This window comes from Variovorax sp. LjRoot130 (genome assembly GCF_964253755.1).
GTDB lineage: Bacteria > Pseudomonadota > Gammaproteobacteria > Burkholderiales > Burkholderiaceae_C > Variovorax.
This window is the reverse complement of record NZ_CAXURM020000001.1, coordinates 2,499,928-2,519,407: the sequence shown is the minus strand read 5'-3', so window position 1 is coordinate 2,519,407 and position 19,480 is coordinate 2,499,928. Positions and strand designations below refer to the sequence as shown.

The window sequence follows — 19,480 nt, the reverse complement described above, 5'->3', positions numbered from 1 at the left end:
TTATCCCTTGGCCGCGGCGGCACTCGCATGCAGGCAGATCGCCGCCGCCGCCGCGACGTTGAGCGACTCCTCGCCGCCCGGCTGCGCAATGCGCACGTGCCGGGCGGCGCGCGTCTCCAGGAGGGCGGAAACGCCCTGCCCTTCGTGCCCCATCAACCAGGCGCACGGGTACGGCAGCTGCGTGCGATGCAGCCAGTCGCCGCGGTGCGAACTGGTGGCGATCCAGGGCACAGTCAGCGCATCCAGCATCTGGATGTCCGCGCCCTCGATCAGCTGCAGCCCGAAATGCGCACCCATGCCGGCACGCAGCACCTTGGGCGCCCATAGCGCGGCGGTGCCCTTGAGCGCGATCACCTGGCCGAAGCCGAAGGCCGCCGCGCTGCGCAGGATGGAGCCGACATTGCCGGCATCCTGGAGGCGATCGAGCACCACGGTGGGCGCATCGGGGGTGACCGCCGGCGACGCCGGCAGTTCGAGTACGAAGCCCATCGGCGCGGGCGACTCCAGACCGCTCACGCCGGCGAGCAAGGCATCGGCCAGCACCACGGTCTTGGCCGCCGCCCCGCTCCATTCGGAGCGCGCCGAAGGCCACAGCGACTCGGCAAAGACCGCCACGGCCGGCCGGACGCCGCGCTCGCGCGCGGCGCGGCACAGGTGATCGCCTTCGAGCCAGACCCGGCCCGCCTTGCGGTAGGCACCCGGGTCGTGCGCCAGCTTGCGCAATTCCTTCAGGAGCGGGTTGTCCCGCGACGTGATGTGGCTGACCTCGTCCGCGGTCATGGGGCGATCCGCACCTCGATCTGGGTCGTTTCCGCGACCATTTCGCTCAACATCGCCGCCGTCATGGGCTCCGTCTGCCCCGTCGCGCGTGCGAGTACGGCAGCGACCGGGCTGAAGGATCTGCGGTGGTGCACGCAAGCGCCGTGGCGCAACAGCGCCTCCAGGTGCTCTGGCGTGCCATAGCCCTTGTGGCCCGCGAAGCCATAGTGCGGGAATTCGGCGTGCAGTTCCTGGCAGAGCCGGTCACGGTGCACCTTGGCCAGGATCGAGGCGGCCGAGATCGCCTTCACGCGCGCGTCGCCGCCGACGACGGCCTCGGCCAGCACGTCCAGCCTGGGCAGCCGGTTGCCGTCGACCAGCACCTTTGCCGGCTTCAGCCGCAGGCCCTCGACCGCGCGCCGCATGGCCAGCATCGTCGCCTGGAGGATGTTGTGGGTGTCGATCTCCTCCACGCTGGCCTGCGCCACCGAGCAGCACAGCGCCTTGGCCAGGATCTGGTCGTTCAGGCGCTCGCGCTGCAGCGCGGTCAGGGTCTTCGAATCGGCCAGGCCACGGATCGGCCGCTCGTCGTCGAGGATCACGGCCGCGGCAACGACCGGGCCGGCCAGCGGGCCGCGGCCGGCCTCGTCGACGCCGGCCAGGAGCCCGGGAGCGTCCCAAGCGAGCGTGGCCTGCTCAGCCTTCAAGAACTTTCTGGATCGCATCGGCGCACAGTGTCGGCGTATCGCGCTGCAATTCGACATGCAGCGTGCAAAAACGTTGTTGCAAGGCGTGAACCTTGTCCGGCGACGCAAGCCAGGCGAGCGTCGCGTCGGCCATCGCCTGGGGCGTCGCCGCCTCCTGCAGCAGTTCGGGCACGACGAATTCGCCGCACAGGATGTTCGGCAGACCCACCCAGGGCTGCAGCTGCTTGCGGCGCATGAGCGCCCACGAAAGCTTGTTCATGTTGTAGGCGATCACCATCGGCCGCTTGAACAGCGCGGCTTCGAGCGTCGCGGTCCCGCTGGCGATCAGGGTGGCGTCGCAGGCCGCGAGCGCGGCGTGCGAACGGCCGTCGAGCAGTTTCACGCGGCCGGCCATGCCGCTGGCCTGCAGCAGTTGCTCGACCTCGTCCCGGAGGCCCGGCAGCACGGGCGCGATGAACTGAAGTTCAGGCCGCTCGCGCAGCATCAGCGTGGCCGCTTCGAAAAAGCCTGCGGCGAGGTAGCGGATCTCCGAGCGCCGGCTGCCCGGCAGCAAGGCGACGACCGGCGCTTCCGTGTCCAATCCCAACGCGGCGCGTGCGCCCGCCTGGTCGGGCGTCATCGGGATCACGTTGGCGATCGGATGGCCAACGTAGCTTGCTGCGATCCCGTGTTCGGCCAGCAGCGCGGGCTCGAACGGAAAGATGCACAGCACATGATCGGCCGCTGTGCGCAGCTTCTCCGCGCGTTCCGGGCGCCAGGCCCAGATCGAGGGGCAGACGAAATGCGCCGTCTTCATGCCGCTGGCCCGCAACGCGGCTTCGAGGTCCAGATTGAAGTCCGGCGCATCGACGCCAATGAAGAGCTCGGGCCGGTCAAGCAGCAGCCGGGCACGGAGCCGGCGCCGGATGCCGGCGATTTCGGCGTAGTGGCGCAGCACCTCGACATAGCCGCGCACCGCCAGTTTTTCCTGCGGCCACCAGCTCTCGAAGCCGCGCGCCAACATCTGCGGGCCGCCGATGCCGACGGCCTTCATGGCCGGCCAGCGCGAGAGCAAGCCGTCGAGCAGCAGCCCGGCCAGCAGGTCGCCCGAGGGCTCGCCCGCGACCAGCGCAAACTGTCGCTGTACCTCCGACATGCGGTGCCCTAGCGCGCGATGCCGCGCGTGGCGCTGGACAGGAAGCCGCTCATCATCGCGACATCGGCGGCCGATTCGGGTACTTCGATGGCCAGGGCCTCGATGGCGGCACGGGCCTCCTCGAGCGTCTTGCCCTGACGGTACAGCAGCCGGTGCATCTGCTTGACGGCCGCGATCCGTGCCGCGGAGAAATCGCGGCGGCGCAAGCCGACCACATTGAAGCCGCGCACCGCCAGCGGATTGCCGTCGACCAGCATGAAAGGCGGCACGTCCTGCGCCACCGCGCTGGCGAAACCGATCATCGCGTGGGCACCGACCGAGACGAACTGGTGGATGCCGGTCAGCCCGCCCACCGTCACCCAGTCCGCCAGGTGCACGTGGCCCGCCAGCGTCGTGTTGTTGGCGAGCGTGGTGTGGTCGTCGACACGGCAGTCGTGCGCGATGTGCGTGTAGGCCATGATCCAGTTGTCGCTGCCCACACGCGTCACGCCGCCGGCCCCCGGCACGCCGATGTTGAAGGTGCAGAACTCGCGGATCGTGTTGCGCTCGCCGATCACGAGTTCGGTCGGTTCGCCCGCGTACTTCTTGTCCTGCGGAACGGCGCCCAGCGATGCGAACTGGAAGATGCGGTTGTCGCGGCCGATGGTAGTGCGCCCCTCGATCACGCAATGCGCGCCGATCGTGGTGCCGGCGCCGACCCGCACATGCGGACCGATCACGGCATAGGGGCCGACGCTGACCGTCGGGTCGAGTTCGGCCTTGGGGTCGACGATGGCCGTCGGATGAACCTGCGTCATGCCTCGAGCACGATCAATTGATCTGGCGCATGGCGCACATCAAGGTGGCCTCGCAAGCCAGCTCGCTGCCGACCAGCGCGCGCCCTTTGAACTTCGAGATGCCGGCCTTCATGCGCTCGATCTCGACCTCGAGCGTCAGCTGGTCGCCCGGCTCCACCGGACGCTTGAAGCGCGCGCCGTCGATGGCCGCGAAGTAGTACACGGTGTTGTCGTCCGGCACGATGTCCAGCGAATGGAAGGACAGCAGGGCCGCGGCCTGCGCCATCGCCTCGAGCATCAGCACGCCGGGCATCACCGGCCGGTGCGGGAAGTGGCCGTTGAAGAACGGCTCGTTCATGGTCACGTTCTTGAGCGCGGTGATGCGCTTGCCCTTTTCCATCGCGAGCACGCGGTCTACCAGCAGGAAGGGGTAGCGGTGCGGCAGCAGTTTGAGGATCTGATGGATGTCGAGCGTCATGATTTTCTGTCTTGCACCACCGGTTTTTCAAGCGCCTTCAGGCGCTCGCGCAGAGCGTGCAGTTGTTTGAGCGTGGCGGCGTTTTTCTCCCAGACGGCATTGTCGTCGATGGGAAACACGCCGGTGTACTGGCCGGGCTTGAGAATGGACCGGGTCACCACCGTCGCGGCCGAAATGTGCACCCCATCGGCCAGCTTCAGGTGGCCGAGCACGATCGCGCCGCCGCCGATGGTGCAGTTCGCACCGATGTCCGCGCTGCCCGCCACGCCGACGCAGCCCGCCATGGCGGTGTGCTTGCCGACGCGGACGTTGTGGCCGATCTGGATCAGGTTGTCGAGCTTGACGCCGTCTTCGATCACGGTGTCTTCGAGCGCACCGCGATCGATGCAGGTGTTGGCGCCTATCTCCACGTCGTCGCCGATGCGTACCGCGCCGAGCTGCTCGATCTTGACCCAGGCGCCCTCGTGCGGCGCGAGCCCGAAGCCGTCGGCCCCGATCACGACGCCCGGATGCAGCAGGCAACGCGCGCCGATGACGCAGTCCTCGCTCACCGTCACCCTGGACTTCAGCACCGTTTCTGCGCCGATGCGCGCGCCACGCTCGACGACGCACAGTGCGCCGATACGCGCGCTGGGGTCAATCTGCGCGCCGGGGTCGATCACCGCGCTGGGATGGATGCGCGCGCTGTCTGGCCTGGCATGAGATTGCTTCCAGAGCTGGGTCAGACGCGCGAAATAGAGGTAGGGGTCGGCCGTCACGATGAACGACCCGCGCTGGGCCGCCAGCTCCCGCATGGCAGGCGACACGATGACGCAGCCTGCTTGCGAGGCAGTGAGCTCTTTGCGGTACTTGGGATGGCTCAGGAAACTGAGCGCGTCGGCCTGCGCCGTCGCCAACGGCGCAAGCCGCTCGATCGACAGCGCGGGGTCACCCTGCAGTTCGCCCCCGAGGGCCTCAACGATTGCGCCTAGCCGCAGTGCCACGCCGGTTCGCTGCGCTATTTGCCGCCGGCAGAAGTGGACGCATTCAGCGCCTTGATCACCTTCTCGGTGATGTCGTGCTTCGGATTGATGTAGATCGCTTCCTGCAGGATCGCGTCGTACTTCTCGGCCTCTGCCACCTGCTTGACCACGCGGTTGGCGCGTTCGTAGACCTGCTGCAGCTCTTCGTTCTTGCGCGCGTTGAGGTCTTCCTGGAATTCGCGGCGGCGGCGCTGGAAGTCACGGTCCTGGTCGACCAGGGCACGCTGACGGGCCACGCGCTGGCTCTCGGACAGGGTCGGCGCCTCGCGCTCGAACTTTTCGGAAGCAGCCTTGAGGGCTTCGCCCTGCCCCGTCAGGTCCTTCTCGCGCTTCAGGAACTCGGACTCGAGCTTCGCCTGCGCGGCCTTGGCAGGCTGCGCTTCACGCAACACGCGATCGGGATTGACGAAACCGATGCGGAAAGTTTCCTGCGCGTGCGCGAGCCCGCCCGCGAGGGCGAAAGCGGGGATCAGCAGCGCACCGGCGGCGCGAAGCAATGGATTCATTAGAAAGAGGTTCCGATCTGGAATTGCAGGCGTTGAATTCTATCCTTCGGGATCGGATGCAGCGGGTCGGTCAGGTCTTCATCCTGCTGCCTGACCGGGATGGCGTAAGCCAGGCGCAGCGGCCCCAGCGGCGAGATCCAGCTGATGCCCAGGCCCACCGAGGCGCGGAGCTTCTTCGCCGCCTTCCACTGGGCGTCGGTCGAGAAGGCATCGCGCGTGCCGAACACGTTGCCGATGTCGAAGAAGCCGTAGAGGCGCAGCGTGCGGTCGTTGCCGGCGCCCGGGAACGGCGTGCTGAGTTCGGCGTTGAAGATCGCCTTCTTGGTGCCGCCCAGCGCCGCGCCTTCGGTCTGCCCCAGCAGCGGCACGTCGCGGGGCCCCAGCGAGTTCTGCTCGAAGCCGCGGACCGACCCCAGGCCACCCGCGTAGAAGTTCTTGAAGATCGGGTACGACTTGCCGCCGTATTCCTTGCCATAGCCGAGCTCGCCGTTGATCGCAAAGGTGTACTGCTTGCTGATCGGAAAGAACTGCTGATACTGGTAGTTGGTCTTCAGGTACTTCATGTCGCCGCCCACGCCCACCTCGAGGTTGGCGCGCTGCAGGCGTCCGCGGGTCGGCAGCAGCGCGCTGTCGCGGTCGTCGCGCGACCAGCCGATGGTCAACGGCACGCCCCAGACGCTGTCGTTGGTACAGCCGGTGACAAGACCCGCGGCACTGGTGCTGCAACCGAAGTACCTCCGGTACGACTGCGGTGTCAGGAAGGCGACGTTGCCGCCCGGGTCGAAGCGGTAGCGTTCCAATCCGATGCCGAAGAAGACCGTGTCGACTTCGCTGAACGGCACGCCGAATTTAATGGTGGCGCCTTCATTGACCAGCCGGTAGTCGCCGTCGACGCTGTAGTAGGGCCGCGTGGTCGTGTGGTAGATGCCGAAGGTGCGCGAGATGCCGTCCTTGGTGAAGTAGGGATCGGTGGTCGTCAGCGAGAGCGCCCGGTTGTATTTGCTGGTGTTGACCTGAAGGCCGAGGTAGTTGCCGGAGCCGAAAACATTCTCCTGCGCGATACCGAAGGTGAACGACACCTTCTCGGCACTGGAAAAACCTGCGCCCAGTTGCAGCGTACCGGTCGGCTTCTCGGCCACGTTGATCGTCAGGTCGACCTGGTCCGGCGAGCCCGGCACCTCCTGCGTCTCCACATTCACCTCAGTGAAGAAGCCCAGGCGGTCCACCCGGTCGCGCGACAGCTTGATCTTGTCGCCGTCGTACCAGGACGCCTCGTACTGGCGGAACTCGCGCCGGATCACCTCGTCGCGCGTGCGGTTGTTGCCCCCGATGGCCACCCGCCGCACGTACACCCGCCGCGAGGGCTCCGCCTTCAGCGTCAGCGACACGCGGTTGTTGGTGCGGTCGATCTCGGGCTCCGCCTGCACCCGCGCGAACGCGTAGCCGAAGGTGCCGAAGTAGTCGGTGAAGGCCTTGGTGGTCTCCGTCACCTGCTCGCCGTTGTAGGGCTCCCCGGGCTGGATCGTCACCAGCGACTTGAACTCCTCCTCGCGCCCGAGGTAGTTGCCCTCCATCTTGACCCCGGCCACCACGAACTTCTCGCCCTCGGTGAGGTTCACCGTGATCGCGAGGTCCTGGCGGTCCGGCGAGATCGCCACCTGCGTGGAGTCGATGCGGAACTCCAGGTAGCCGCGCGTGATGTAGTAGGAGCGCAGCGTCTCCAGGTCGGCGTTGAGCTTGGCGCGCGAGTACTGGTTGCTCTTGGTGTACCAGCTCATCCAGCCGCCCGCGTCCTGGTCGAAGAGATCCAGCAGCGTGCCTTCGCTGAAGGCCTTGTTACCCACGATGCGCACTTCGCGGATGCGCGCGGCCTCGCCTTCGGTGACGGTGAAGGTCAGGTTGACGCGGTTGCGCTCGATCGGCGTGACGGTGGTGACGACCTGGGCGTTGTACAGGCTGCGGCTGACGTACTGGCGCTTGAGCTCCTGCTCGGCGCGGTCGGCCAGGGCCTTGTCGTAGGGGCGGCCGTCGGCCAGGCCGACCTCGCGCAGCGCCTTCTGCAGCGCGGCTTTGTCGAACTCCTTGGTGCCCACGAAGTCGACGTCGGCGATGGTGGGGCGCTCCTCGACGATCACCACCAGCACGTTGCCGCTGACGTCGATGCGCACGTCCTTGAACAGGCCCAGGTCGAACAGCGCGCGGATGGCAGCCGTGCCGCGCTCGTCGCTGTAGGTGTCGCCCACGCGCAACGGCAGCGAGGCGAAGATGGTGCCGGGCTCCACGCGTTGCAGGCCTTCGACCCGGATGTCGCGTACCGTGAAGGGCTCGACGGCCCAGGCGGCCGTGGCGGCGAGTGCACTGGCGACCACCGCGGCAACGCTGCGCAGGCGAAAGCGACTGAATTTATTGTTCATCTGTGAATTGAGCCGGCGCGGAAAGGGCCAGCAGAAAGTTAACCAAAGAGTCGAGTCACATCGTTGAAGAGTGCGATCGACATCATGACCAGCAGCAACGCGACACCCCCGCGTTGGAACCGTTCCATCCATGCATCGGAGACGCTCTTGCCGGTCAGGCCCTCCCAAAGATAATACATCAGGTGCCCCCCATCGAGGACCGGCAGCGGCATGAGGTTCAACACGCCGAGACTCACGCTGATGAGGGCGAGGAACACCAGGTATTGCGTGAGACCCATGCTGGCGGACTTGCCCGCGTAGTCGGCGATCGTCAGCGGTCCGCTCAGGTTCTTGATCGAGGCTTCGCCGATCAGCATCTTGCCCATCATGCGCACGGTGAGCGTCGACACCTCCCAGGTGCGGACCACGCCGCGCCAGACGCCGTCGACCACGCCCAGCCGCACCGTCACCATCTCGGGTGGCGCACCGACATAGGCACCGACACGGCCGACCTTGGCCGCAGCTTCGTCGCGCACCTCCGGCGTGACTTCGACGCGGAGCATCTGACCGTCGCGCTCGATCTCCCAGGTCTGCGTGCGCGGCTGGCCACCCTCGACCGAGGCGCGGATCACGTCGCGCAATTGCTGGCCGTCGACGATGGCCGTGCTGCCGACCGAGCGCACCACATCGCCGCGGCGCAGGCCCGAGCGCTCCGCCGCGCCGCCTGCCATCACCTCGCCGATCTCGGGGCGCGTCAGCGGTGCGACGACGCCGATCTTGCGGAACATCTGCGCGTCGGCATCCTTGGCCTCGATGCGGCTCAACGGCAGCACGATCTCGCGCGCAGGCCGCGCGCCCTCCCCTGCGATCTCGAGCGTCAGATCGCGGCCGTCGAGCGCTCCGCGCGTCATGCGCCAGCGCAGGTCTTCAAAGGACTGCACAGGCTCCAGGTCGCCGTCGAAGCCGGCGCGCGCGACGTGCTCGCCGCCGCGCAAACCGGCCTGCTCGGCCAGCGAAGCGGCCACCGGCTGGCCCAGCTTCGCGACAGGCTCTTCGACGCCGATCCAGTTGACCGCGGTGTAGAGCACGACGGCCAGCAGGAGATTGGCGATCGGACCGGCGGCGACGATGGCAGCGCGCGAACGCAGCGGCTGGGTGTTGAAGGCGCGGTGCCGCTCTTCGGGCGCCACGGGCCCTTCGCGTTCGTCGAGCATCTTCACGTAGCCGCCGAGCGGGAACGCGGCGATCACGAACTCCGTGTCCTGCCCCGGGTGCTGGCGCTTGGGCTGCCAGCGATACAGCGTCTTGCCGAAGCCGACCGAAAAGCGCAGCACCTTGACCCCGCATGCAACCGCCACCCGATAGTGGCCGTACTCGTGCACCGCGATCAGCAAGCCGAGCGCGACGATGAAGGCAACGACTGTGAGCATGGAGACCCCCGGGGTATGGAAAAGTCAGGCTGCGAAGCGAAGCGCTGCGGCGTTGGCAGCAGCCCGGGCGCTGGCATCCAGTGCCAGCAGGTCGGCCAGCGATGCTGGGTTGGAGGGCTGCACCGCATCCAAAGTTTCCAGGTTCACCGCATGGATACGATCGAAGCGCAAGCGGTGATGCAGGAATGCTTCGACCGCCACCTCGTTGGCCGCATTGAGCACAGCGGTCGTGCCCGGGGCTGCGCGCAACGCCTGCCATGCGAGTCCCAGGCCGGGAAAGAGCTGGGCATCGGGCGCATCGAAAGTCAGCGCCGCCATCTGCCGGAAATCGAGCCGGGCGGCACCGCTTTGGATGCGCTCGGGCCAAGCCAGCCCGACGGCGATGGGCACCCGCATGTCGGGCGTGCCGAGCTGCGCGATCACCGAGGCGTCGGTGAATTGCACCATCGAATGCACCACGCTCTGCGGGTGGATCACGACCTCGATCTGCTCGGGCGCCACGCCGAACAGGTGGCGCGCCTCAATCACCTCGAGGGCCTTGTTCATCATGGTGGCGGAATCCACCGAGATCTTGCGGCCCATGACCCAGTTCGGGTGCGCGCAGGCCTGCTCGGGCGTCACGGCACCGAGCGTGTCCGGCGAGCGCGTGCGGAACGGGCCGCCGGAGGCGGTCAGGATGATCTTGTCAATGCGCCGCGGCCAGGTGGCCGGGTCTTCCGGCAGCGACTGGAAGATCGCCGAGTGCTCGCTGTCGATGGGCAGCAGCGTCGCCCCGCCCTCGCGCACCGTGCGCATGAACAGCTCGCCACCGACCACCAGGGCCTCCTTGTTGGCGAGCAGCAGCCGCTTGCCGGCGCGAGCGGCTGCGAGGCAGGGCCCGAGCCCGGCCGCGCCGACGATGGCGGCCATCACGGCATCGCATTCCTCGTGCGAGGCGATCGTCTCGATGGCGTCCGCTCCCTGGAGCACGCGCGTGGACAGGCCGCTCTGTTTCAGCTTTTCGGCCAGCAGCCGGGCATGCGGCGGGCTCGCCATGACCGCAAACTTCGGCGAGAACTGCACGCACTGGGCCAGCAGCTCGTCGACCTTGGTTGCAGCCGACAGCGCGAACACCTCGAAGCGCTCGGGATGCCGGGCGATCACGTCGAGCGTACTGACGCCGACCGAGCCGGTCGAACCGAGCACCGTGATGCGTTGCCTAGGGTATGTCATCACAAGAAGGCCAACATCATGGCAATAGGAAGCGTCGGCAGCAAGGCATCGACGCGGTCGAGCACGCCGCCGTGGCCCGGCAGCAGGGTGCTGCTGTCCTTGGCGCCCGCGCTGCGCTTGATCAGCGACTCGACCAGATCGCCCACCACGCTCATCGCCGCCAGAAAGACCACACCGACCAGCAGCAGCCACCATCCGCGCGCGGCCAGCCGCGTGTAGAGGCTGGCCACCGCAGGCTGGGCGGCCGCGTCGGCCCAGACCCAGGCCAGGGCCAGAACCAGGACGCCGGCCATGCCGCCCCAGACACCCTCCCAGCTCTTGCCGGGACTGATGGCCGGCGCGAGCTTGTTGCGCGTGAACCTGAGTCCGAATGCGCGCCCCGCGAAGTACGCAAAGATGTCGGCCACCCACACCAGCACGAGGATCGACAGCAGGAAGTTGATGCCGACCATCCGTGCCTTGACCGCGGCCAGCCACGCGACCCAAAGCACCAGCAGCCCGCCGACCAGGCGCAGACCCCTCGGCACGCGCGGCCAGCCGGGCACTGCGACGCGCAGCAGCGCAGCCCCGCAGAGCACCCAGGCGGCGCTGGCGAAGATCCAGACAGGCAGCAGCGACTGATCGAGCAGCCCCAGCCACCAGGACAGCGCGCAAAGCACGAGCGTCTCCAGCCCCAGGAACAGCGACACTCTCGACCCGTAGCCGTTGAGCCGCCCCCACTCCCAGGCCGCGGCTGCGATCAGCGCCAGCATCACGCAGGCAAAGGGCACATGCGACGGATAGAAAAGCGCCGGCAGCAGGATCGCCAGCAGGACGATCGCAGTGATGATGCGTTGTTTGAGCATTCGCTCAGGCTGCCTGCGGATCGCGCCATGCGTTGCCCGCGACCTGCGCGGAAGTCTGGCCGAAGCGGCGCTCGCGGCGCTGGAAGGCAGCGATGGCTTCGTCGAGGGCGGCCTCGTCGAATTCGGGCCAGAGGCGGTCGCTGAAGAACAGCTCGGCATAGGCGCTCTGCCACAGCAGGAAATTCGACAGCCGCTGCTCGCCGCCGGTACGGATGAACAGATCGGGGTCGGGCACGTGCGACAGCGCCATCGCCGCATCGAGGTTGGCCTCGGTCAGCGGCTCGCCGCGCGCGGCAAGCTGGGCCGCTGCGCGGGCGATATCCCAGCGGCCGCCGTAGTTGAAGCAGACGTTGAGCACCAGCCGGGTATTGTGGGCCGTCGCTGCCTCCGCCTGCAGCAGGCCGGCGGCGATTTTCTCGGACAGGCCGCCGCGCTCGCCGATGAAATGCAGCCGTACGCCGTCATGGCTCAACTTCGGTACTTCGCGGCCAAGCGCACCGACCATCAGATCCATCAGCCCCGACACTTCCTCGACGGGACGGTTCCAGTTCTCGGAGGAGAAGGCGAACACGGTGAGAACCGCGACGCCGCGGTCGACGCAGGCCTTGACGCAACGGCGCAAGGATTCGACGCCCTGCTTGTGCCCCGCGACGCGCGGCAGAAAGCGGCGCGTGGCCCAGCGGCCATTGCCATCCATGACGATGGCAATGTGGTGGGGCATGGCAGGTGATGTCGTCATCAGACGGCCATGATCTCCGCTTCCTTGGCCGCCACCAGCCGGTCGATCTCGCCGATGTGGCGATCGGTCACCTTCTGGATCTCGGCCTCGGCCCGCTTCTGATCGTCTTCGGATGCCAGCTTGTCCTTGACCAGCTTCTTGATCGCATCATTGGCGTCCCGGCGCAGGTTGCGGGTCGCGATCTTGGCGGTCTCGCCCTCGTTGCGCACCAGCTTGGTCATTTCCTTGCGGCGCTCTTCGCTCATCGGCGGCAGCGGCACGCGGATCAGGTCACCCATCGACGCGGGATTCAGGCCCAGATCGCTTTCGCGAATGGCCTTTTCGATCTTGGCGCCCATGCCCTTTTCCCAGGGCTGGACGCTGATGGTGCGCGAATCGAGCAGCGAAACGTTCGCTACCTGAGACAGCGGCACCGAGGAGCCGTAGTAATCGACGTGGACCGAGTCCAGCAGCGCGGGATTGGCGCGGCCGGTGCGGATCTTGGTCAGGTTGTTCTGGAATGCGGCGAGCGACTGATTCATCTTGGCGTCGGTCGCATCGCGGATTTCGGCAATGGTCATCTTCTTGGTCCTCTTCAGGCATGCACCAGCGTGCCTTCGTCCTCGCCCATCACGACGCGCTTGAGCGCACCGTTCTTGAAGATCGAGAACACCTTGATCGGCAGGTTCTGGTCGCGGCACAGCGCGAAGGCCGTGGCGTCCATGATGCCGAGATTCTGCGCGATGGCTTCGTCGAAGCTCAAGCGGGCGTAGCGTGTCGCGCTCAGGTCCTTCTTGGGGTCTGCGGTATAGACGCCGTCGACCTTGGTGGCCTTGAGCACCAGCTCCGCGCCGATCTCGGCGCCGCGCAGCGCCGCAGCCGTGTCGGTCGTGAAGAAGGGGTTGCCGGTGCCGGCCGCAAAAATCACGACCTTGCCCTCTTCGAGGTACTGCAGCGCCTTGGGGCGAACGTAGGGCTCCACGACCTGCTCGATCGCGATGGCCGACATCACGCGGGCGATCAAGCCCTGCTTGTTCATCGCGTCGGCCAGCGCCAGCGCGTTCATGACGGTCGCCAGCATGCCCATGTAGTCGGCCGTGGCGCGATCCATGCCCACCGAGCCGCCGGCGACGCCGCGGAAGATGTTGCCGCCGCCGATCACGACGGCAACCTCGACGCCCATGTTCACCACCTCGGCCACTTCGCCGACCATGCGCACGATGGTCGCCCGGTTGATGCCGAAGGCGTCGTCACCCATCAATGCCTCGCCCGACAGCTTCAACAAGATTCGCTTGTGGGCTGGTCGGGCGTCGGACATGGGTGGGTTCCTTTGGAGTTGGCGGGGCGAGTGTAAAACGTGATTGCGAAAAAGCGGCAGCGCGCGGTGCGCGCCGTCGCCTGGGGGCGGCACTCAGGCTGCCGCTTTGGCCGCAGCGACCTGCGCCGCCACTTCGGCCGCGAAGTCGTCGACCTTCTTCTCAATGCCTTCGCCGACCACATAGAGCGTGAAGCCCTTGATCGAGGTGTTCGCCGCCTTGAGCATCTGCTCCACGGTCTGCTTGTCGTTCTTCACGAAAGCCTGGTTGTGCAGCGAGACTTCCTTCAGGTACTTCTGAACCCCGCCTTCGATGCGCTTGGTCACGATGTCGGCCGGCTGCGGCTTCTTGCCTTCGGCTTCGGCGGCCTTGCGGTCTTCCTCGGCCTTGCCGGCGGCGACCGCACGCTCTTTCTCGATCAGATCGGCCGGCACGTCGGCGCTGGAGATGGCCACCGGCTTCATCGCGGCGATGTGCATCGCAACGTCCTTGGCCGAGGTGTCGTCGCCCTCGAACTCGACCATCACGCCGATGCGCGTGCCGTGCAGGTACGAGGCCAGCTTGCCGTTGCCGGCGAAGCGCTTGAAGCGGCGGAAGCTCATGTTCTCGCCGATCTTGCCGACCAGGCCCTTGCGCACGTCTTCCAGCGTCGGGCCGAAGCCGTCCTGCTCGTAGGGCAGCGCACCCAGCGCAGCCAGGTCGGCCGGGTTGTGCTTGGCGACCAGCATCGCCGCGGCATTGGCCAAGGCCAGGAAGCTGTCGTTCTTGGTGACGAAGTCGGTTTCGCAGTTGATCTCGATCATGGCGCCGGCGTCGCCTTCGACGAAAGCCGTGACCACGCCTTCGGCGGTGATGCGGCCCGAGGCCTTGCCGGCCTTGTTGCCGAGCTTGATGCGCAGCAGCTCTTCGGCCTTGTCCATGTTGCCGTCGGCCTCGGTCAGCGCCTTCTTGCACTCCATCATCGGGGCGTCGGTCTTTGCGCGCAGTTCGCCGACCATGCTTGCGGTGATTGTTGCCATGTCGTTTCTCCGTTCGGTTTGTCAGTTGCGGCGGCCCGCACCGGGCGCCGCGAAAATCAAGTTAAAAAAAAGGGGCAACAAAGCCCCTTCTTCAGGCTCGGGCGAGCGCCGATCAGGCGGAAGCGCCCTCTTCGACTTCGACGAATTCATCGCCGCTGCCTTCGGCCACGGCCTTCACCACGTCGCTGACCGCGCTGGCGCGGCCTTCGATGATCGCGTCGGCGATGCCGCGGGCGTACAGCGTGACGGCCTTGGACGAGTCGTCATTGCCCGGGATCACGTAGTCGATGCCTTCAGGCGAGTGGTTGGAATCGACCACGCCGATCAGCGGGATGCCGAGCTTCTTGGCTTCGGCCACGGCGATCTTGTGGAAGCCCACGTCGATCACGAAGATGGCGTCGGGGAGCGCAGCCATGTCCTGGATGCCGCCGATGTCCTTCTCGAGCTTCTCGATCTCGCGGGTGAAGGTGAGCTGTTCTTTCTTGCTCAGGCTGTCGAGGCCGGCTTCCTGCTGGGCCTTCATGTCCTTCAGGCGCTTGATCGAGGTCTTGACGGTCTTGAAGTTGGTCAGCATGCCGCCGAGCCAGCGGGTGTCGACAAAGGGCACGCCGGCGCGGCGCGCTTCGGCCGCCACGATCTCGCGGGCCTGGCGCTTGGTGCCGACCATCAGGATGGTGCCGCGGTTGGCGGTGAGCTGTTTGGCGTACTTCATCGCTTCCTGGAACATCGGAAGCGACTTTTCCAGGTTGATGATGTGAATCTTGTTGCGATGGCCGAAGATGTACGGGGCCATCTTGGGGTTCCAGAAGCGCGTTTGGTGACCGAAATGGACACCGGCTTCCAGCATTTCGCGCATGGTCGTCGACATAGAAATAACTCCAAAGGTTGGGTCTAAAATCCAGCCCGTTTTGCGCTCCTCCGAAAGAGGCTCACAACACCTTGAATGGACTGGTTTGCGGATGCATCTCGCCTCGGGAAAATGCCCATGGCGAAACCCAAAGAGTATAGCACGCACCTCCCCATCGCCCTCTCTCTGTAGCCACCCTCACCCATGCGCCCTGACCTGCACGCCACCCGCCTCGCCCTGCTGGCGGGCGCTTCCGATGTGCGCACCGAAATGGAGCATTCGATTGCGCAGGCCCAGTCTCCGGGCTGCCGGCACGTTTTCACGCGCACCCTGTTCGACGAGGCGCGCCACGCCGCCGCGTCCGCGAGCCCGCAGCAACGCCTGGCCGGCCTGGCCTTTTCCGTCAAGGACTTGTTCGACCTGGCTGGCCAGCCGACGCCGGCCGGTTCGATCGTGCTGTCCCATGCGGCGGCAGCCAAGGCGGATGCCCCCGCGGTCGCGCGCCTGCGCGCCGCCGGCGGCGCACTCGTCGGCCGAACCAACATGACCGAGTTCGCCTTCTCGGGCGTGGGCATCAATCCGCACCATGGCACGCCCGCCAACGCGAGCGATGCCGCCACGCCGCGTATTCCAGGCGGCTCGTCCTCGGGAGCGGCGGTTTCGGTGGCGAGCGGCGCGGTCTTCATCGGGCTGGGCTCCGACACCGGCGGCTCGATCCGCATCCCGGCCGCGCTCAACGGCATCGTCGGCTTCAAGAACACGGCGCGGCTGGTGCCGGCAGACGGCGCCCTGCCGCTGTCGACCACGCTCGACACCGTCTGCGCCATGACGCGCTCGGTGCGAGATGCGATCACCGCGCATGAGATCCTCGCCGCCCGGCGCGTCACCGCCGGCACGGCAGCGCTGTCCGCCTACCGGCTGGCGGTGGTCAAGGATCTCTTCTTCGACGAGATCGAGCCCGCGGTGGCAAGCGCCTTCGAACGGACGCTGCGGACGCTGCGCGCAGCCGGCGCCCGCATCGACGAGATCGCGCTGCCCGAACTGGCCGATCTGCGCTCGATCAACGCCACCGGCGGCTTCTCTGCGGCCGAAGCCTATGCCTGGCACCGCCTGCTGCTGGAGCGCAGCGGCGCCGGCTACGACCCTCGGGTGGCGCAGCGCATCCTCAAGGGCGCGACCATGAAGGCGCACGAGTACATCGACCTGGTCCACGCGCGCCGGGACTGGATCGCCCGCATGGAACGGGCGCTCGCGCCCTTCGACGCACTGCTCTCGCCCACCGTGCCGATCACCGCGCCGGCCATCGCCAGCGTGGCGCCCGGCGAAGAACGCGACGAGGCCTTTTTCCGCATCAACGCGCTGCTGCTGCGCAACCCGTCGGTCGTCAACATGCTCGACGGCTGCGCGATCTCGCTGCCTTGCCACGTCGAGGGCGAACTGCCCGTCGGCCTCATGCTTTGGCATGGCGCCCTACACGACGACGCGCTGCTCGCGATCGCGTTGCAGACCGAACGCGAGTTACAACAGCAGCACTAGCGGCCGCGCGCCTCGCAGGCAGGCACCGGCACATACTTCACCGCAAAGAATCGAATGAAAATCGCGATCGTGGGCGCCGGAATCATCGGCGTCACCACAGCCTGGGAGCTGGCGTCGGACGGGCACGAAGTGGTCGTGTTCGAGCGCCGCGGCGCCGCCGCGGAGGAATCCAGTTTTGCCAATGCCGGCGTAGTCGCACCCGGCTATGTCACGCCCTGGGCCGGCCCGGGCATGCGCGGCAAGGTGCTTCGCTCGCTGCTCTCCACGCACGGCGCCATCAAGCTGCGCTGGCCGCTGTCGCGGCGCGACCTGTCCTGGATGGCGCACTGGCAGCGCGCCTGCAAGCTCGAAACCTACTTGAGCAACCGCGCGCGCATGCAGCGCCTGGCCTTCTACAGTCGCACGCGGCTGCACGAGATCACCGAGGCCCGCGAGCTCAGCTACGAGCGCGCCGACGGCTACCTGGTGCTGCTGCGTTCCAAGCGCGAGAAGAAGCTCGTGCAGGCCGGCCTGGAGGTGCTGCGCGCGGCGGGCAGCAGCTTCCGCGAGGTGGATGCGGACGAGGCCCGCAAGATCGAGCCCGCGCTCAGCGCCGACACCCCGCTCGCCGGCGCCATTCACCTGCCCGAGGACGAGGTCGCCAATTGCCGGCAGTTCGCACTGCTGCTCAAGTGGGAGGCCGAGGCGCTGGGCGCCCAGTTTCATTTCAACTGCGACCTCGCGCCGCTGAAGCGCGCGGCGCCGACCGAGCTCTCGCTGGCGAGCGGCTCGGAGGGCCATCGCTTCGACGCGGTCGTGGTGTGCGCCGGCGTGGCTTCGGCCAACCTGCTGCGGCCGCTGGGCCTGCGCATTCCGCTCGCGCCGGTCTACGGCCATTCGATCAGCGCCAACATCCGCGAACCGCTCAACGCTCCGCGCAGCGCCGTGATGGACGAGCGCTACAAGGTGGCGATCTCCCGCCTCGGCCTGCGCGTGCGGGTCGCCGGAAGCGCCGAACTCGGCGGTTCGCTCGACGCGATGCACCCCACCGCACTGCAGACGCTCTACAAGGTGCTGCAGGACTGGTTTCCGGGTGCCGTCACCCTGCAGGCCGGCGTCCAGCAATGGAAAGGGGCACGGCCGATGCTGCCGGACGGTCCGCCCATCATCGGCCCGAGCGGTATACCCGGCGTGTGGCTCAATCTCGGCCATGGTTCGAGCGGCTGGGCCTTGTCGTGCGGCAGCGCGCGCGTTCTGGCGGACGTGATGGGCGGCCGGGACGCTGGTGTCGACCTCGAAGGCTTGGGTATCGAACGCCTGCTGCAACACTGAAGGCGAAGCGTCCACGGCCATGCAGCGCATTACCGCCGCCACCACCGCCGACTTGTTCGACGTCGCCGCCTCGCGCCGGATCGAACAAGCGGCCGCGGCTGTGCTGCCGCCGCACACGCTGATGCAGCGCGCGGGGTTGGCGGTCGCACGCCTGGCCATGGCGATGGCGCCCGACGCGCGCACGATCTGGGTCGCCTGCGGGCCTGGCAACAACGGCGGCGATGGCTTCGAAGCGGCAGCGCAGCTGCAGCAACGCGGCTTCACGGCGGTCGTTACACGGATCGGCGACGACAGCCGGCTGCCCGCCGACGCGCGCGCTTCGCTGCAACGTGCGCGCGATGCCGGCGTGCGCTTCGCGGATGCGCCGCCGCAGCACGCCGAGCTCGCCATCGATGCGCTGCTGGGGATCGGGGCCGCGCGCCCGCCCAAAGGCTTGATGGCCGACTGGCTGCGGCGCATGCACACCGGCCCCGCGGCCGTGCTCAGCGTCGATACGCCCTCGGGCCTGAATGCAGACACCGGCATGCTGTCGATGGATTTCCCCGTGCCTTCCACTGCCGTCCGGCGCGCCTGCCTGAGCCTGCTGACGCTCAAGCCCGGCCCCTTCACGGCCCAGGGTCGCGATGCAGCCGGCGATGTGTGGTTCGACGACCTGGGCATCGCGCCGGCTGCCGAGCGCGCCACCGCCCGCTTGGCCGGCGCGCCGCCCGAACAGCCGCGACGGCACGCTTCACACAAGGGAAGCTACGGCGACGTGGCGGTGATCGGCGGCGCGCCCGGCATGGCCGGTGCCGCACTGCTGGCGGCGTCCGCAGCCCTGAATGCCGGCGCCGGACGCGTGTTCGTCGCCCCACTCGACACCCAGCTCGCCATGCTCGACGCCGTGCAGCCCGAGCTGATGTTCCGGCGTCCTGAAGCGCTGGACTTGAGCGCCATGACGGTCGTTTGCGGCTGCGGCGGCGGCTCGGCGGTACGCGATCTTCTAGCGCGAGTGATGGAGACGGCCCATGCGCTGGTGCTCGATGCCGACGCGCTCAATGCCATCGCAGTCGAAGACGCCTTGCAGACCCTGCTCATTGCACGCACGCAGGCAGCCCGTGCGACGGTGCTCACGCCGCATCCTCTGGAGGCCGCGCGACTGTTGAATGTGAACGCGATCGAGGTGCAAGGCGACCGACTGCGTGCAGCGCATCGGCTCGTGGAGCGCTTCGGCGCGACGGTCGTCCTCAAGGGCTCGGGCACGGTCGTGGCCGCAGCGGGCATCACGCCCGTGATCAACACCACCGGCAATGCCCGGCTCGCCACCGCGGGCACGGGCGACGTGCTGGCCGGCATGATCGGCGCCGCGCTGGCTGCCGGTCGGCCGGCGATGGCCGCGGCCTGCGAGGCGGTATGGCGGCACGGCCACATCGCCGATCGATGGCCTGCCGAAAGCCCCCTCACCGCCAGCGCACTGGCGCGCGGTTGAGC

At 67.5% G+C, this 19,480-nt stretch carries 19 protein-coding genes; 3 read left to right on the top strand and 16 right to left on the bottom strand.

What is annotated here, in order from left to right; translation table 11 throughout:
* The 16 genes from ACSQ86_RS12605 to rpsB form a co-directional block, all read right to left on the bottom strand.
* Positions 1 to 780, bottom strand: coding sequence for a TrmH family RNA methyltransferase (locus tag ACSQ86_RS12605; RefSeq protein ID WP_436308914.1), 780 nt, complete (start codon positions 778 to 780; stop codon positions 1 to 3).
* The gene (gene rnhB / locus ACSQ86_RS12600) at positions 777 to 1,484 is read right to left on the bottom strand and encodes a ribonuclease HII (RefSeq protein ID WP_093107810.1); all 708 of its coding nucleotides are present in this window, start codon (positions 1,482 to 1,484) and stop codon (positions 777 to 779) included. The genes ACSQ86_RS12605 and rnhB overlap by 4 nt, the downstream gene beginning before the upstream one ends.
* Positions 1,456 to 2,601: a lipid-A-disaccharide synthase gene (gene lpxB, locus ACSQ86_RS12595; protein ID WP_436308913.1), complete on the bottom strand. Its 1,146-nt coding sequence runs from the start codon at positions 2,599 to 2,601 to the stop codon at positions 1,456 to 1,458. The genes rnhB and lpxB overlap by 29 nt, the downstream gene beginning before the upstream one ends.
* 8 nt (positions 2,602 to 2,609) lie before the next feature.
* Positions 2,610 to 3,398: an acyl-ACP--UDP-N-acetylglucosamine O-acyltransferase gene (lpxA, locus tag ACSQ86_RS12590; RefSeq protein WP_436303863.1), complete on the bottom strand. Its 789-nt coding sequence runs from the start codon at positions 3,396 to 3,398 to the stop codon at positions 2,610 to 2,612.
* 13 nt (positions 3,399 to 3,411) lie between these two features.
* Positions 3,412 to 3,855 carry a 3-hydroxyacyl-ACP dehydratase FabZ gene (gene fabZ, locus ACSQ86_RS12585; protein ID WP_093107816.1) on the bottom strand — a complete coding sequence of 148 codons (444 nt, stop codon included), beginning with the start codon at positions 3,853 to 3,855 and terminating at the stop codon, positions 3,412 to 3,414.
* Positions 3,852 to 4,838, bottom strand: a complete 987-nt coding sequence (gene lpxD, locus ACSQ86_RS12580; protein ID WP_436303862.1) for a UDP-3-O-(3-hydroxymyristoyl)glucosamine N-acyltransferase — start codon at positions 4,836 to 4,838, stop codon at positions 3,852 to 3,854. Before lpxD ends, fabZ begins: the two co-directional genes overlap by 4 nt.
* A gap of 14 nt (positions 4,839 to 4,852) precedes the next feature.
* On the bottom strand, positions 4,853 to 5,383 hold the full coding sequence (locus tag ACSQ86_RS12575; protein WP_093107820.1) for an OmpH family outer membrane protein: 531 nt from the start codon (positions 5,381 to 5,383) through the stop codon (positions 4,853 to 4,855).
* Positions 5,383 to 7,797, bottom strand: coding sequence for an outer membrane protein assembly factor BamA (gene bamA, locus ACSQ86_RS12570; RefSeq protein ID WP_436303861.1), 2,415 nt, complete (start codon positions 7,795 to 7,797; stop codon positions 5,383 to 5,385). The genes ACSQ86_RS12575 and bamA overlap by 1 nt, the downstream gene beginning before the upstream one ends.
* A gap of 38 nt (positions 7,798 to 7,835) precedes the next feature.
* Positions 7,836 to 9,206: an RIP metalloprotease RseP gene (gene rseP / locus ACSQ86_RS12565; protein WP_093109253.1), complete on the bottom strand. Its 1,371-nt coding sequence runs from the start codon at positions 9,204 to 9,206 to the stop codon at positions 7,836 to 7,838.
* 24 nt (positions 9,207 to 9,230) lie between these two features.
* The gene (gene ispC / locus ACSQ86_RS12560; protein WP_436308912.1) at positions 9,231 to 10,418 is read right to left on the bottom strand and encodes a 1-deoxy-D-xylulose-5-phosphate reductoisomerase; all 1,188 of its coding nucleotides are present in this window, start codon (positions 10,416 to 10,418) and stop codon (positions 9,231 to 9,233) included.
* Complete coding sequence (locus ACSQ86_RS12555; protein WP_436308911.1) at positions 10,418 to 11,263, bottom strand: phosphatidate cytidylyltransferase; 846 nt, start codon at positions 11,261 to 11,263, stop codon at positions 10,418 to 10,420. The genes ispC and ACSQ86_RS12555 overlap by 1 nt, the downstream gene beginning before the upstream one ends.
* A 4-nt stretch (positions 11,264 to 11,267) precedes the next feature.
* A complete protein-coding gene (gene uppS, locus ACSQ86_RS12550; RefSeq protein WP_093109250.1) occupies positions 11,268 to 12,002 on the bottom strand; it encodes a polyprenyl diphosphate synthase in 735 nt (244 codons plus the stop codon).
* Positions 12,002 to 12,562, bottom strand: a complete 561-nt coding sequence (gene frr / locus ACSQ86_RS12545) for a ribosome recycling factor (protein WP_093109249.1) — start codon at positions 12,560 to 12,562, stop codon at positions 12,002 to 12,004. The genes uppS and frr overlap by 1 nt, the downstream gene beginning before the upstream one ends.
* Before the next feature lie 14 nt (positions 12,563 to 12,576).
* On the bottom strand, positions 12,577 to 13,299 hold the full coding sequence (gene pyrH / locus ACSQ86_RS12540) for a UMP kinase (RefSeq protein ID WP_093109248.1): 723 nt from the start codon (positions 13,297 to 13,299) through the stop codon (positions 12,577 to 12,579).
* A gap of 93 nt (positions 13,300 to 13,392) precedes the next feature.
* Complete coding sequence (gene tsf / locus ACSQ86_RS12535; protein ID WP_436303858.1) at positions 13,393 to 14,316, bottom strand: translation elongation factor Ts; 924 nt, start codon at positions 14,314 to 14,316, stop codon at positions 13,393 to 13,395.
* 112 nt (positions 14,317 to 14,428) lie between these two features.
* On the bottom strand, positions 14,429 to 15,184 hold the full coding sequence (gene rpsB, locus ACSQ86_RS12530) for a 30S ribosomal protein S2 (RefSeq protein ID WP_436292547.1): 756 nt from the start codon (positions 15,182 to 15,184) through the stop codon (positions 14,429 to 14,431).
* A gap of 183 nt (positions 15,185 to 15,367) precedes the next feature.
* On the opposite strand from rpsB, the gene ACSQ86_RS12525 reads away from it, so the two are divergent.
* From ACSQ86_RS12525 to ACSQ86_RS12515, 3 genes are read left to right on the top strand one after another with little or no spacing between them, the layout of a single operon-like run.
* Entirely contained in the window at positions 15,368 to 16,699 is a 1,332-nt protein-coding gene (locus tag ACSQ86_RS12525) for an amidase (protein WP_436308910.1), read from the top strand.
* A 54-nt stretch (positions 16,700 to 16,753) separates the two neighbouring features.
* Positions 16,754 to 18,010: a D-amino acid dehydrogenase gene (locus ACSQ86_RS12520; protein ID WP_436303856.1), complete on the top strand. Its 1,257-nt coding sequence runs from the start codon at positions 16,754 to 16,756 to the stop codon at positions 18,008 to 18,010.
* Between the two features lie 19 nt (positions 18,011 to 18,029).
* On the top strand, positions 18,030 to 19,478 hold the full coding sequence (locus ACSQ86_RS12515) for an NAD(P)H-hydrate dehydratase (RefSeq protein WP_436308909.1): 1,449 nt from the start codon (positions 18,030 to 18,032) through the stop codon (positions 19,476 to 19,478).
* Positions 19,479 to 19,480 lie beyond the last annotated feature (2 nt).

Coding starts and splice junctions, on each gene's coding strand:
- ACSQ86_RS12605 (WP_436308914.1), bottom strand. CDS start 780: ATGACCGCGGACGAGGTCAGCCACATCACGTCGCGGGACAACCCGCTC.
- rnhB (WP_093107810.1), bottom strand. CDS start 1,484: ATGCGATCCAGAAAGTTCTTGAAGGCTGAGCAGGCCACGCTCGCTTGG.
- lpxB (WP_436308913.1), bottom strand. CDS start 2,601: ATGTCGGAGGTACAGCGACAGTTTGCGCTGGTCGCGGGCGAGCCCTCG.
- lpxA (WP_436303863.1), bottom strand. CDS start 3,398: ATGACGCAGGTTCATCCGACGGCCATCGTCGACCCCAAGGCCGAACTC.
- fabZ (WP_093107816.1), bottom strand. CDS start 3,855: ATGACGCTCGACATCCATCAGATCCTCAAACTGCTGCCGCACCGCTAC.
- ACSQ86_RS12575 (WP_093107820.1), bottom strand. CDS start 5,383: ATGAATCCATTGCTTCGCGCCGCCGGTGCGCTGCTGATCCCCGCTTTC.
- bamA (WP_436303861.1), bottom strand. CDS start 7,797: ATGAACAATAAATTCAGTCGCTTTCGCCTGCGCAGCGTTGCCGCGGTG.
- rseP (WP_093109253.1), bottom strand. CDS start 9,206: ATGCTCACAGTCGTTGCCTTCATCGTCGCGCTCGGCTTGCTGATCGCG.
- ispC (WP_436308912.1), bottom strand. CDS start 10,418: ATGACATACCCTAGGCAACGCATCACGGTGCTCGGTTCGACCGGCTCG.
- ACSQ86_RS12555 (WP_436308911.1), bottom strand. CDS start 11,263: ATGCTCAAACAACGCATCATCACTGCGATCGTCCTGCTGGCGATCCTG.
- uppS (WP_093109250.1), bottom strand. CDS start 12,002: ATGACGACATCACCTGCCATGCCCCACCACATTGCCATCGTCATGGAT.
- frr (WP_093109249.1), bottom strand. CDS start 12,562: ATGACCATTGCCGAAATCCGCGATGCGACCGACGCCAAGATGAATCAG.
- pyrH (WP_093109248.1), bottom strand. CDS start 13,299: ATGTCCGACGCCCGACCAGCCCACAAGCGAATCTTGTTGAAGCTGTCG.
- tsf (WP_436303858.1), bottom strand. CDS start 14,316: ATGGCAACAATCACCGCAAGCATGGTCGGCGAACTGCGCGCAAAGACC.
- rpsB (WP_436292547.1), bottom strand. CDS start 15,184: ATGTCGACGACCATGCGCGAAATGCTGGAAGCCGGTGTCCATTTCGGT.
- ACSQ86_RS12525 (WP_436308910.1), top strand. CDS start 15,368: ATGCGCCCTGACCTGCACGCCACCCGCCTCGCCCTGCTGGCGGGCGCT.
- ACSQ86_RS12520 (WP_436303856.1), top strand. CDS start 16,754: ATGAAAATCGCGATCGTGGGCGCCGGAATCATCGGCGTCACCACAGCC.
- ACSQ86_RS12515 (WP_436308909.1), top strand. CDS start 18,030: ATGCAGCGCATTACCGCCGCCACCACCGCCGACTTGTTCGACGTCGCC.